The sequence below is a fragment of the Flavobacterium sp. LC2016-23 genome, assembly GCF_009674775.1.
Lineage (GTDB): Bacteria > Bacteroidota > Bacteroidia > Flavobacteriales > Flavobacteriaceae > Flavobacterium.
Genome location: NZ_WKKE01000005.1, coordinates 173,172 through 187,369, shown reverse-complemented (window position 1 = coordinate 187,369; position 14,198 = coordinate 173,172). Strand labels below are relative to the sequence as shown.

Below are 14,198 nucleotides of genomic sequence, written 5' to 3'. Positions count from 1 at the left end.
CTGTTATTTATTGGCAGTTACTTTCCAGATGGTGTTTCCGCTGTCATCGTTTACCAGAAGTGCTCCGTCATTCATAACAGTAACGGCAACCGGACGGCCATATACTTCTGCTTTGGCTTCATCTGCAACAAATCCGGTTAGAAAATCTTCAGGTTTTCCGGAAGGCTTTCCATTGGCAAAAGGAACAAAAATCACTTTATAACCTGAGATTTTAGCGCGATTCCAGGAACCATGCTGCCCCACAAAAATTCCGTTTTTGTATTTCTTCGGAAAAGCATCTTTCGTATAAAATGCCAATCCAAGAGAAGCCGTATGAGCGCCAACAGGCACATCAGGTACAATTGCTTTTGCGGCTAAATCTTTGCGCTCGCCTTTCATTCTCGGATCCAGAATATTTCCATAATAAGAATATGGCCAGCCATAAAAGCCATCTTTTTTAACGCTTGTAGCATAATCAGGAACAAGATCGTCCCCTAATTCGTCACGTTCGTTAACTGCTGTCCAAAGTTCACCATTAGCCGGATTCCAGTCCATTCCAACCGGGTTTCTAATTCCGGATGCATAAATTTTTTCACCGGTTCCGTCGGGATTCACTTCCAGAATCGCAGCGCGACGCACTTCTTTGTCCATTCCGTTTTCTCCGACATTACTTCCTGATCCGACAGAAACATAGATTTTTGTTCCGTCAGGATTTGCAAGTAGATTTCTCGTCCAGTGATTGTTGTAGCCTCCGGCAGGAAGTTCAAGAATCTTTGTGCCCTGGGTTTCCAGTTTTAGCGGATTATTTTTATAAGGATAACGATAAAGTCCATCGGTATTGGCAATATAGAAAAAATCTTTCAGCACCAGCATTCCAAAAGGTCTGTTCAGTCCTGAAATAAAAACATTACGGGTTTCAAATTTTCCGTCTTTATCGGCATCACGAAAAACCGTAATCTGATTTTTACTGGTTCTGGTGCCGCTTTCCACAATAAAAATATCGTTGTTTGGGGCAATATAGGTCCAACGCGGATTTTCTAAACCATCTGCAAATTTAGATACTGTAAAACCTTCAGGTGCTTTTGGCGTTTTTCCTTCGGGCCATTTCAGCACGCGGCTGTTATTTGTTTTGGATTCGGTAGCATACGGCGGAGGTAAAGTAATTTCTCCGATTGCAGTCTTAACAATAGTACCGGGCTGTTTTGCCAGCGCTTCTTTTTCTTCTTTTTTGACCTGGCCGTTACAGGCCGTCAGTACGATTAACAATACTGATGAAGATATTTGTCTGATTATTTTCATTGTGATTTGGAGTTAAATATTTTAAAAACAACAATTTAGTAAATGTAGAAAATAATAACAGAATTGAAATGTAAAAATTAACTGATATTTAACATTGGTAAAAAAGTGTTGTTTCAAAATAATTTGATACTAACAGTTTGGTTGTAATTCTGTATCTTTGCGCATTATTTTAAACATAAAAATAATGATACAACTTCACGATAAACAATTTGTTCCGTTTATTTCGGCAAAAGAAATTGATTTTGCTTTAACGAAAATAGTTGCACAAGTAGAAGATGATTTTGGAGATGATACCCCAATTTTTATTGGTGTTCTGAATGGCGCATTTATGGTGGTTGCCGATTTTCTGAAAAAATACAAAAAACCCTGCGAAGTTTCCTTTATTAAAATGGCTTCTTATGAAGGTATAGAATCTACTAATTCCGTTAAAGAATTAATCGGGATCAATCAGGATTTGTCCGGCAGAACGGTCGTTATTATTGAAGATATTGTCGATACAGGGAATACGATCGAGGAATTAAAAAAAATGTTTAAGGCACAAAATGTAAAGCATTTTAAGATTGCCACTTTGTTCTTTAAGCCGGAAGCGTATAAAAAAGATATTAAGATCGATTATGTCGGGATCAGGATTCCGAATAAATTCATTGTGGGTTATGGTTTAGACTATGATGGGTTGGGAAGGAATTTGACCGAAGTATATAAATTAGCAGAATAAATTTTAAACAAAACACACAACTATATATTCATTTTAAACTTCTTTGAAAATTAAGAAGTCAAGCAACACTCACACTTATTATGATTAACATTGTTTTATTTGGAAAGCCGGGAGCAGGAAAAGGAACTCAGGCAGAATTTTTAAAAGAAAAATACAAATTAACACATCTTTCAACCGGAGATATTTTTCGTTTTAATTTAAAAAACGATACAGATTTAGGTAAAAAAGCAAGAGTTTTTATGGATAATGGAGAGTTGGTACCTTGCGAAGTAACCACTGCAATGTTAATTGACGAAGTGAAAAAACATCCGGATACTGCAGGATTTTTATTCGACGGTTATCCAAGAACTTTAGACCAGGCAAAGGCGTTGGATAAATTTCTGCCAACAATTGGTTCAAGTGTTACAGCAACCATCGCATTGGAAGCGGATGATGAAATTTTAGTAGCACGTCTGTTAGAAAGAGGAAAAACAAGTGGAAGACCTGATGATCAGGACGAAGAGAAAATTCGTGTAAGATATCAGGAATACAATGAGAAAACAGCACCATTAATTGGATATTACAAAGAACAAAACAAGTTTTATGCCGTAGACGGTATCGGAACTATTGAAGAAATTACAGAGCGATTAACGTCAGTTATAGATAATTTGTAGAAGCTTTTTCCAACTGTCGTTTCATCCCGGAAGCCATCGGGATAAAAGAAAACTATTTTTCCATACCATAAAATAAGCATCTTCGGATTGCTGTTTTCTGGGAGGAAAAATTAGTTTTTTTAGTTCAGGGCTTGTCAGGGCATAAGGACTATAATTACATTAGATTACAAATTACATATAACGAACTATTCAATAACGAATCAATTACAAATTGGAAATACTAATAATATTTTTTCTAATACTATTAAACGGAGTTTTCTCCATGTCTGAAATTGCACTTATTTCAGCCCGGAAAAACAGACTGGAAACAGCCGCTAAAAAAGGAAATAAAAGTGCCAAAATAGCGCTGGATTTAGCTAATTCGCCTAACAAGTTTTTATCAACTGTTCAAATCGGAATTACCTTAATCGGAATTTTGACCGGTATTTATTCAGGAGATAAAATCACAATTGATGTAGAAACATTTGTTAGCGGATTTGAAGTTTTAAAACCGTATGCACATTCTGTTGCAGTGGGAATTGTAGTAGTGGTTCTGACCTTTTTCTCTTTGGTTTTGGGTGAGTTATTACCTAAACGAATCGGGTTGAATTACCCTGAGGCGATTGCGAAAATGGTAGCCATGCCAATGAAGATCGTATCTATCATTACAGCTCCTTTCATCTGGCTGCTTACCTCATCGACCGATTTTTTATTGAATGTGATGAGAATAAAACCAACCGCAGACGGAAAAGTTACAGAAGAAGAAATTAAAGCTATTATAAAAGAAGGAACGGAAGGCGGAGAAGTTCAGGAAATTGAACAGGATATTGTAGAGCGTGTATTTCATATTGGGGATCGAAAAGTAAATTCACTAATGACACACCGTAAATCGGTAGATATGCTGCCGTTAAATGCGGATAAAGCCAAAATAAAAGAATTGGTTTTACAGGATTTACACACAGTATATCCCGTTTACAGCGATAATTACGATGATATCGTCGGAATTGTTACGCTTAAAAATATATTTGCCAATATCGAAAGCGATCATTTTGATTTGTCGGCAATTATGACAGAAGCTCCGTATTTAATGGAGCAGACCACCGCTTATAAAGCGTTGGAAAATTTCAAAAAAACAGGTATTCACTATGCTTTAGTATCAGATGAATACGGTGTTTTTCAGGGAATTATCACACTGAATGATATATTGGAAGCCTTAGTAGGAGATGCTTCTGATTTTTATAAAGATGAATTCCAGCTGATCGAAAGAGAAGATGGTTCATGGCTGGTTGACGGACATTATTCATTACACGATTTCCTGACTTATTTTGAGTTGGATGAATTGACAAATGATTACGAAGTCAATACCGTAAGCGGAATGATTATGACTGAGCTTTCTCATATTCCGAAAGAAGGCGAGAAATTAATCTGGCAAAAATTTGTGCTTGAAGTCCTTGATATGGATGGCGTAAAGATTGATAAGGTGCTGGTAAAAGCACTTAAAGAGTAGAGAGAATAAAATAGTTTTCAGTCACAGTATTCAGCCGCAGTTTGCACTGAAAATGAGACTGAGACGGAATACTAAAAACAATAGAATTTAGTAATACGATTTAGAGCAATCTAAAATCCAAAATCTAAAATCTGAAATTTAAAACAATGACAGAAGGAAATTTTGTAGATTATGTTAAGATATATGTTTCTTCCGGAAAGGGAGGAAAGGGATCTACACATTTACATAGAGAGAAATTTATTGAAAAAGGAGGCCCGGACGGTGGTGATGGTGGTCGCGGCGGACACGTATATTTAGTGGGGAATAAAGGACTTTGGACATTGTTCCACTTAAAGTTTGCGCGTCATATTAAAGCCGGTCACGGTGGAGATGGTGGAGGAGACCGTAGCACAGGAGCTGACGGAGAGGATAAATTTATCGAAGTACCTTTGGGAACTGTTGTGAAAGACAAGGAAACCGGAGAAACTTTATTCGAAATTACCGAAGACGGAGAAAAAAGAATCCTTTCTAAAGGAGGTAAAGGAGGGTTAGGAAACTGGCACTTTAGAAGTTCTACCAATCAGACACCAAGATACGCGCAACCAGGTTTACCGGGAGTAGAAATGGATGTGATCCTGGAACTTAAAGTTTTGGCAGATGTAGGTCTGGTAGGTTTTCCTAATGCAGGGAAGTCAACCTTATTGTCTGTGCTGACTTCTGCAAAACCAAAAATTGCAGATTATCCGTTTACAACCTTAAAACCAAACTTAGGAATTGTCGCTTACAGAGATTTTCAGTCTTTTGTAATTGCAGATATTCCGGGAATTATAGAAGGTGCAGCCGAAGGAAAAGGTCTTGGACATTATTTCTTACGCCATATTGAACGGAATTCGACCTTATTATTCTTAGTACCTGTTGATACTCCTGACATCAAAGGAGAGTATGATATTTTGGTCAACGAATTGACGAAATACAATCCGGAAATGCTGGATAAAGAACGTCTTTTGGTTATTTCAAAATGTGATATGCTGGATGATGAGCTTAAAGCAGAACTAAAAGTAGAATTAGATGTTGCTTTTAAAGATATTCCGTATATGTTTATTTCATCTGTGGCCCAACAAGGTTTAACAGATTTGAAAGACAAACTTTGGAAAATGCTGAATGAATAAAATCTATATGATTTGTAAGAAAAGGTGTCCTCGTAAAAAGGGCACCTTTTTTGTTTTCGGGAATATTATATTCGTAAAAAACGACCAACAATAGCTTAAGATATATAATTTTAAGAACTTCTAAGATTACAGAATTGCGAAAATGACTTATATTCGCATTACTTAAACAAAATAACATGAAAAAAATAATTTTATTCTTAACCATGTGCCTGATGGCTTTTCCTGTAAGAGCAGATGAAGGAATGTGGTTTCTGATGTTTATCGAAAGACTGAACCATAGGGATATGTAAAAAATGGGACTGCAATTAACAGCCGAAGAGATTTACAGTATTAACCATCACAGTCTTAAAGATGCAGTTGTACAATTCAACGGAGGATGTACAGCGGAAATCGTTTCCAAAGACGGTTTGGTTTTAACAAATCACCATTGTGGTTACAACGCTATTGCAGAGCTTTCGACAGCGGAACAGAATTACCTGAAAGACGGTTTCTGGGCAAAAGAAAGAAGCGCGGAAATGAAACCAAAATCTTTGTACGTTCGTTTCTTTGTGCGTATGGACGATGTTTCAAAAAGAATTTTGTCTAAAGTAAATGATACAATGACAGAAACGGAAAGAAACAAAATCATTCAGCAGGAAATCGCTTTGATTGAAAAGGAAAACAACGAAGGCGGAAAATATACCGTTTCAGTTCGTCCTTTCTTTCAGGGAAATGAATATTATTATTTCGTTTATCAGGATTATACCGATGTACGTTTAGTAGGTACGCCTCCTGAAAGTGTAGGTAAATTTGGTGGGGATACAGACAACTGGGAATGGCCGCGTCAAACAGGAGATTTCTCTATGTTCAGGGTGTATGCTGATAAATCCGGTAATCCTGCTGCTTATTCCAAAGAAAATGTGCCTTTACAGCCGAAACATTATTTGCCAATAAGCATTAAAGGAGTTAAAGAAAATGACTTCGCCATGATTTTAGGGTATCCGGGAAGAACAAACCGCTGGATGCCAGCCGGCGGAATCGAGCAAAATGTAAAATTTGCTTATCCTGCATGGGTGGAAGGTGCTAAAACCGGAATGGACCAAATGAAAAAGTATATGGATAAAGATGCTACTGTTCGTTTACAGTACGCTTCAAAATATGCTTCAACAGCCAATTACTGGAAAAACCGTCAGGGTATGATTGATGCTTTGACTAAAGCCGGAACAGCAGCTACCAAAGCGGAACAGGAAGATAAATTCTATGAGTGGGCCACTAAGCCGGCTAACAAAGAAAAATATGAAAATGTAATTCCAACTATCAATGAGTATTACAGATCAACCAATGTAAAGGCAACTCACGACAATTACCTAATGCAGCTTTTACGTACTTCAGCTTATGCAAGCGGAACAGCAAATTTAGGAAATGCCCTGATTGCCTATTACAATGAGAATGATGCCAAAAAGGCCGAAATGCTGCCTAAGATTACCGCAATGATCGATAATATGTATGGTGAATTTTATGCACCTCTTGAAAAAGATCTATTGACGGCACAATTGAATTTATACGCTGCTAAAGGAACTGAATATGGCTTAGCGACACAAATAGCTAAAATGAAATCCCTTAATAACGGTGATTTTACTACAGATGTGGCAAAAGCAACTGAGGTAAGTTATTTTACAACGAAAGAAAAAGTACTGGCATTTATGGCCGATCCGAAACCATTAGCGATTGTACACGATCCTTTGTATATTATTTCTAACGATCTGTTGACAAAATACCGTTTTAAATCAGAAGATCAAATGAAATCGGATGACGGTTTCGCAATTGCTTATCGTGAATTAGTAGAAGGTTTGAGAGAATCAAAATTAAATGCGATTCAGTATCCGGATGCCAATTCAACTTTGAGGCTGACGTACGGAAAAGTTCGTGCTTTGCCGGAAGACAAACGTAATGATGCAAAAATCAACAATTATACAACCATGGAAAGTATGGTGAAAAAGTATAAAGCAGGAGATCAGGAATTTGATTTACCGGCACGTTTATTAGAATTAAACAAAGCAAAAGACTACGGTCAGTATGCGGATAAAGCCGGATACATGCCTGTAAACTTTCTTACCGATAATGATATCACGGGAGGAAACTCAGGGTCACCGGTTCTTAACGGAAAAGGAGAATTAATTGGTATCGCTTTTGACGGAAATATTGAAGCAATGGCCGGAGATGTTATTTTTGATCCTAAATTGCAAAGAACAATTAACGTAGACATTCGTTATGTACTTTGGATTATCGACAAATATGCAGGAGCTAAAAACATTATTGACGAAATGACGATTATTAAATAATCTCAATTTTATTATAAAAGTAAACCCGACAGATATTTTTTAAAAGCTGTCGGGTTTTTTGTGTTTAAAATGGGCTTCGATTTCGCTCAGCCTGACATAAAAATCTACAATGCTTATTTTGGAATTTGGAATTTATTTTTGGAATTTTAATCCGTGTTGTTAATTCACTTTTACCCGAATTCCTTTTGTATGACTTGCAAATTCAGGGGCATACATACTTTCAATAGAGGTAATTCCATTTGAAAATTCTCCGCTGTTATTTACCGTGATTTCGTATTCTAAAACATAAGTCCCTTTATTGATCTGGTCAAAGAAGAAATGCGTCGCAGCATCTTTTGTACTGATATAATATCCAAGCCGGTCTTTGTATCGGTATTCCGAAAGAACATCTACAGGTTCAAAACACGAAGCTCTCATATCTTTTAGATGTACAAATTCCATATCTTCTTTTGACGTAATTACTAATCTTACGGTCACTAAATCTCCTGTTTTTAAAGCATTTTTGCTTGTGATTTTTTCTAACTGATCGCCTTTAAGGGAGTTTTTCTTTAGATATAATTCTTTCGAAACTGATAATACAGCTCCGGAATTGCTTTTGATCTTATCCAAATCTTCGAAGTATTGCCAGTACACACCGCCAAAGCCCGGAACTTTCGATTTGTTTTCGATGGTGATAGAAGCCATTTCTTTTTTAACTTCCTCTTTTTTCCAATTGAGTTTTATATAACCCGTTTCAGCTTCTTTTTCGTTTTCGGCTAATTTTTTGGTCAGGATCTTTTCGTCTCCAATTTTGATAACCGTATTGTCTTTTACAGAAAGCCAGTCGGTTCCCTGCATCAATAAAGCGTAAATGGCTTCGGTAGTTGCTTTTGTTGTGGGCCAGTTTTTAGTCTGTTTGTTTTTTAGTAACCAGACTTTCATCGCATCAACCGATTTGGTGTCTTTAGTTACTTCAGCGAAGGCTTCAATCAATAAGGCCTGAGTTTCTATGGGTGCCTGATACCAGTACCAACCTGCCTTATTGGCGATCCAGTACATTCCCCAATCTTCATTGTCAGATGCTGTTTCTTTTAGGCTTTCCATGATTTTTTTAGCAGATTCACTTTCTCCAAAACGATTTAAAGTTAAAGCAGCTAATCCTTTCTCGTACAGTGAATAGTTTAACCAGTCTTTTTTAGCCGTTTCAAGATACAGTTGAGTTGCTTTTTTTAAAGTATCGGAAAGGGGATATTGATCCAGATAAAAACTTCTGGTATATAAGTAATGCAAATCCGAATAAGGATTAATCCAAATCAGCTTGCTTGTGCCTTTTACGTTTTTAGTCTGGGTTTTATAATAGTCCAGAAATTTATTGTCGAGAAAGGGAATTGCTGTTTTGGCAATAGCATCAATTTTAGTATCATTTTCTTTCGTTTTATTCAATTTAGATAAATGACCTAAACCGGCTAAAATATGTCTCGTAATATATTCACTTTCATCACCGCCATCAAACCAGGAAAACCCTCCTGAAGCTTTCTGTTTTCGTTTTAATTTATCGAAAGTCGTTTCCTGCGAAGTTTTCATTTTCTCCAAATCGAATAAAAGTGCGAGATTCTTTTTCTTTTCATCTTCACTTTGTGCGTCATTTAGCCAGGGTGTTTCGGCGAGAATAATCGATTTTAATTCTTCATTTTCTTCTAATTTCGAATTCAGTTTTCCATTTTTTCTCCAATCTTCAAAAACAGTCGCAATCTTTGGATTCCCGGAGATAATTTCCGTAGCCAGCGCATTCGCATAAAAACGGGCAAAAGTCTGCTCGGCACATTCGTGCTCATATTCCATTAAATAAGGTAAAGACTGAATGGCAATCCAGGAAGGGTTTGAAGTATATTCTAACGTAAATTGATGATTTCGTAAGGTGTTTGAATTATTGTTTTTAAGATTCTCAAATGTGTATTCCTTTTTAGAATTCTCACGAACCCAAATCGGAATACTTTCTGTCACCAGCATGTTGTTGGTCAAAACCGGGAGAATATTCTCTTCTCCATCGGAAAAAGTACCGGATTTGGCCAAAATTTTATATTGAACGCCCTGCAAACCTTCAGGGATTGAAATCGTCCAATTTGCCGTAGTATTTCCGAAAGCAGCAACATTGAAATTTCTAACATTTTTTACGTTCAGCATTTTAGCGTCAATGGGCTGCATGGTTACGGCATCAAAAAACTGTAAAATCGCAATTCCGGTTTTCGCTTTATCTGTAATATTTGAGATTTTAGCAGAAATTACAATAATGTCTTTCTCTCTGAAGAAACGCGGGAAATTTGGTAAAACCATCAACTCCTTTTGAGTCACCACGCTTTTCTCTAAATAACCTGAAACCGCATCTTTATTGTGTGCCAGTAAACGAAGTTTCCAGGCGGTTAAAGCTTCCGGAGAAGTAAAGTTGAAACGGACTTTTCCCTTAGCATCTGTTTTTAAATTCGGTAAAAAGAAAGCGGTTTCAGACAGATTTTTTCTGGCTTTTACCTGAGTAAGTTCTTCCAGGGCTTTTTTGGTCGTGATAATTATAACTCCGTTGGCGCCTTTGCTTCCGTAGAGGGCTGTTGCTTTGTCTGAGCTTAAAATATCCATAGATAGAATTTCATTTGGATTTAAGTTACTCGCGATATCCTCAGTTGAAATTTCTCCGTCAATTACATATAAGGTCAATTGATTTATAACCAGAGATGTCAAGCCTCTTATTATTTTTTTTCCGGGAATAAACTTGATTTTATTAGTATGAAAGTAATATTTTGGATTGTTTACAGAATCTCCAGCCTTCATAAAAACAGGTTTCATAAATCGTACCTGATCTACTGTAGGAGCAGGTGATCCTGAGTCAGAAAGGATAATGGGAGCTGCGGCTCCAACAGGTTCATCGACAGTTAAAGCAGCGTCAGCATCACCTTTAATAGTTTCACTGCCGATCTTTTTATCTTTAAGCTCCACTATAGTCAGGCCAAGTGAATCGCCGTATCGGCTACTATTAATGTCAAATCCAAACCATTTTAATCGTGTTTCTTCATTACGAAAAGCTGTAAGGGGCAAAACTGTATTTAAATTTTGTAATGAAGTGTAAGTAATGTCAAAGCCTAACCTTTCTCTGAAATTAGTTCCGTTGTAATTGTATCGGTTAAATTGTAAGGTTTCCCATTCCTTCTCGGAAAACTGATCTAAGGAGCTGTCATACATAGAAGCTAAAACTTCAGCTTCGGCTTGTGTATTGGCTGCACTTAATTTGAACGACCAGTTTTCAATGCTTCCGGGTTGTATTTTATTCCTGAAACTTTCAACTGTCCACTCTAATTTTGTTTCTTCATTTTTAAGAATTACAATGATTTCCTGAGTAAAAGTATCATTCTCAAAGACACTTTCGAAACCTAATTTAATGCTTTTTTCAAATTCATTTTTCAACGGAATTTTGATTGTAGCTTCATTGTTTTGTAAATGGAAAGTGTCTTCAAAATATATTTTACTATCGTAATTTCCATTCGCGGTAATATAAAGTTCAGGAATAACAGAAGATAATTTGACAAGGACATAACCATCTTTTTTAGGGTTTTCATTGATTTGTTGTACCGTAAATAATTTGCTCGGATTGAATTTGTCTTTGCTTTGAATGAGTTTAAAGTTTGAAACAGATTCAATAGGATTATTAAAGCTGTCTTTGGCAGAAAAAACAATTTTATATGTGCCGGATTTATAATTTGCTATAAAATCCAATACTATTTTTTTGTCTTTTTGAGTATCTGTTTTTTTAGAGTATAAAAGAATTTCATTTGGTACATCTTTAGTTTCGCTTTCAGATATTTCATAAGGAAATAATTTTTCAAAATCTGCCGGCGTGATCGTTTGAATGTCCGGTTTTTCCCAAATACGATTTTTAAATTTATTTGATAAAGGTTTTACGAAATAGAGTTTGATTTCGCCTTTTGCTGCTAAGAATTCTCCGTTTAAATTTGTACTCGATAAGTCGATTTCGTTCTTGTCTTTGGTTTCAATTTCATTTGGCAAGCTCGCATTAATAATCAAATCATGAAAACCAACTTTTATAGTAGTTTCTGCTGAATGTGTCTCGCCATTAAGGTCTGTAATCGTTGCAGATATTTTATAATTAAAGACTGGTAGTTGCTCTTTTTTACTGTTTTTTGAAGGTAATGCCGTAAAATCTATGCTAAATTTTCCTGAAGCATCTGTTTTAGTTTCGCCAAAGGTTAAAACCTCGTTTTCTTCATTTCCGTAATAATTTCGAAAGTAGCTCGTATATCGGGTAACTGTGTAGGTTACTTTTGCATCTGAAATGTTACTTCCTGCAAATGCTTTGGCATTTCCTTTTACTTTAATGGCCTCATTAACTTGAAAACTTTCTTTTTTAGGATCAAATTTTACTTCAAATTTAGGACGTTTGTATTCTTCAACATTGAAAGAAATGCGGGAATTTTCAAAATTTGCACTTTCCCAAAATTGAGACTGGACTTGATTTTTAAAATAAGCATCATTTTTCTTATGGTCTTCCGGCCTGGATGCACTAAGGCTATATTGTCCCGTCAGACCGCTTTTTGGTAAAATAAACTCGCCGGAAAATGAACCAAATTCATTCGTGGTTACTTCAATTTCTTTAATTAGTTGATAGTTCGCGTCGTTTGCAATAAGCTTAAACGTAGTATTTGCAATGATGCTTGTTTTGTTTTTAGTTTTTTGAATTGCAATTCCTTTATAGTAAACGGTTTGTCCCGGACGGTAAATAGCACGATCCAAGTAAAATTCAACTTTAGCGTTTGTTTTGTTATTTTCAGATTCTTTATATTCATTACTATATCGTATGTAATCCTTATCAATTAAAATACTATCATTTACTGTTGAAATTTCGATAGTTTCATAATTATAATTAGTATTGACTTTTTTATAAGAGGCTAGTCCTTTTGAATCTGTTTTAAGCGTAAAGCTTGCTGATTTAATGGTTGCATTTTCTATAGGCTTTCCTGTTTTTCGATCTAAAACCTGATAATTTTCCGTATCGTTTTTTTGGTTCGCAAGGACAGTGATGTTTGAAACAGTAATGATTTCAAAATCATATGCTTTTCCGTCTTTTGAATCGGAGTCACTTTCAAAATAAACCAAATAATTTCCTGTTTCTAAGTGGGGTAAAAGAACTTCTGTACTGTACTCAAAGTAATCTTCCTTATTTTGAAACTCATATCTTTGATAGGCAATCTTACTTTGTTTTTTAATGATGACAGGAGCTAAACTATCTAAGAATTCAGGGTCTTTATGAAATTCTTGTACTTTTTTTTGAGGAATTTTGAAGAACGATATGGTTAAATGGTTAACATTTTTGTATTCAATCAGAGCTCGTGTATTTTCATTATTGTACGTGTATTTTTGAAGCTTGACGGATAATGTTTTTGAAAGAAGTTCTTGTTTTTGAGCTAAAGCCGATTTAGAGGCATTTGATTGGTTATTAATTTTTATAATTTCATCAAATATTGCAACAGCCTCAATATTGTTCTTTGGATATGTTTCTTTTGACGCTTGTTTTACAAGTATGTTGGCTATTTCTAATTTTATTTTCTGAGATAACATCTCATCCTTAGCTTTGCTCTGAAGTTCATTTAAATACTTCATAAAGTCATCGTCTGATTCTAAAAGGTAAGTATTGCAAAATTGTGCCCGCTCAAACTGATTTTCTAAAGTAGGATGATTCGCTTCCTGTTTTTGATATAAAGACAGCACTTTTTTTACGTTTTCATCTTTTATAAAATCTAAATTCAGTTTTATAAAAGCAACAGAATCTGCTAGTAGCTGCTCTTTATGAGTTAGAAAAATGCTTTTTTCAATTTGCCATTCTCTTATCTTTTGAGTGAAAAACGTGATATTTTCTTTGAGTAAATAATCAAATAGACTTTCGCTTTTTAGTTTTTCTAAAGTTAAAAATTCAAATACGGACTTGTAATTTGTTAAAGGAGTAGCTTTTAAAATGTTTTCGTTTTCTAATGTTTTTGCGAAAAGAGCGATTATCTCATTTTCAGGAGTAAATTCAATCTTAAAATCGTTTGTTTTGGAAATTCCTTCCACTTCAGAAGTGTCTATAGTTGCAGCAGCCGAATCTATTACTGCAGCATCATCATCAACTACTGCTGCCGCACTATCTACAACAGCATAAGGTTCGTAGTAGTCAGAATAATTTTGTAAACATTTTGCATATACAAGGTTCAAAATAGCCTTTGAAGGAACTGAAACACGATTAATATCTGTTTTTAAATTATTTAAAATTTTGGTTTTGGCATTTTCATCAACAACCTGCAAATATTTAGATTGATAAAAAAAACATTTTATCATTTGCACTTCGTCTTTATCTGAGATTGCTTTTTTGTATATTTTTTCAACAATCTTATTGGCTGATTTTATTTTTCCTTCGTTTTCAAAGGCTATGACTTTATTCCATTTTTTTTCAGTTTGTTGGGCAAACAATGCTGTAGAAAACAATAAGAATGCAAATAATATATTTTTCATAAGATAGTTTTAATCTATAGAGGACAATTGTAAAGAAAAGGTTGGGATGATCTTCAAATAATTTTC

6 protein-coding genes and 1 pseudogene are annotated in these 14,198 nt (G+C 35.4%); 5 read left to right on the top strand and 2 right to left on the bottom strand.

Going from position 1 to position 14,198, the window contains the following annotated elements; translation table 11 throughout:
• Positions 1-3: 3 nt before the first annotated feature.
• Positions 4-1,278 carry a sorbosone dehydrogenase family protein gene (locus GJU43_RS06070; RefSeq protein ID WP_154339894.1) on the bottom strand — a complete coding sequence of 425 codons (1,275 nt, stop codon included), beginning with the start codon at positions 1,276-1,278 and terminating at the stop codon, positions 4-6.
• Positions 1,279-1,462: 184 nt separating this feature from the next.
• On the opposite strand from GJU43_RS06070, the gene hpt reads away from it, so the two are divergent.
• From hpt to GJU43_RS06045, 5 genes and pseudogenes are all read left to right on the top strand, one after another.
• Complete coding sequence (gene hpt, locus GJU43_RS06065) at positions 1,463-1,993, top strand: hypoxanthine phosphoribosyltransferase (protein ID WP_154339893.1); 531 nt, start codon at positions 1,463-1,465, stop codon at positions 1,991-1,993.
• Between the two features lie 80 nt (positions 1,994-2,073).
• Positions 2,074-2,646 carry an adenylate kinase gene (locus tag GJU43_RS06060; protein WP_154339892.1) on the top strand — a complete coding sequence of 191 codons (573 nt, stop codon included), beginning with the start codon at positions 2,074-2,076 and terminating at the stop codon, positions 2,644-2,646.
• Positions 2,647-2,857: 211 nt separating this feature from the next.
• The gene (locus GJU43_RS06055; RefSeq protein ID WP_154339891.1) at positions 2,858-4,132 is read left to right on the top strand and encodes a hemolysin family protein; all 1,275 of its coding nucleotides are present in this window, start codon (positions 2,858-2,860) and stop codon (positions 4,130-4,132) included.
• 146 nt (positions 4,133-4,278) lie between these two features.
• Positions 4,279-5,280, top strand: coding sequence for a GTPase ObgE (obgE, locus tag GJU43_RS06050; protein WP_055093408.1), 1,002 nt, complete (start codon positions 4,279-4,281; stop codon positions 5,278-5,280).
• Positions 5,281-5,456: 176 nt separating this feature from the next.
• Positions 5,457-7,601, top strand: a pseudogene (locus GJU43_RS06045) (S46 family peptidase).
• Positions 7,602-7,760: 159 nt separating this feature from the next.
• Here the strand turns inward: GJU43_RS06045 and GJU43_RS06040 are convergent.
• Positions 7,761-14,132: an alpha-2-macroglobulin gene (locus GJU43_RS06040; RefSeq protein WP_154339890.1), complete on the bottom strand. Its 6,372-nt coding sequence runs from the start codon at positions 14,130-14,132 to the stop codon at positions 7,761-7,763.
• Between the last annotated feature and the right edge of the window lie 66 nt (positions 14,133-14,198).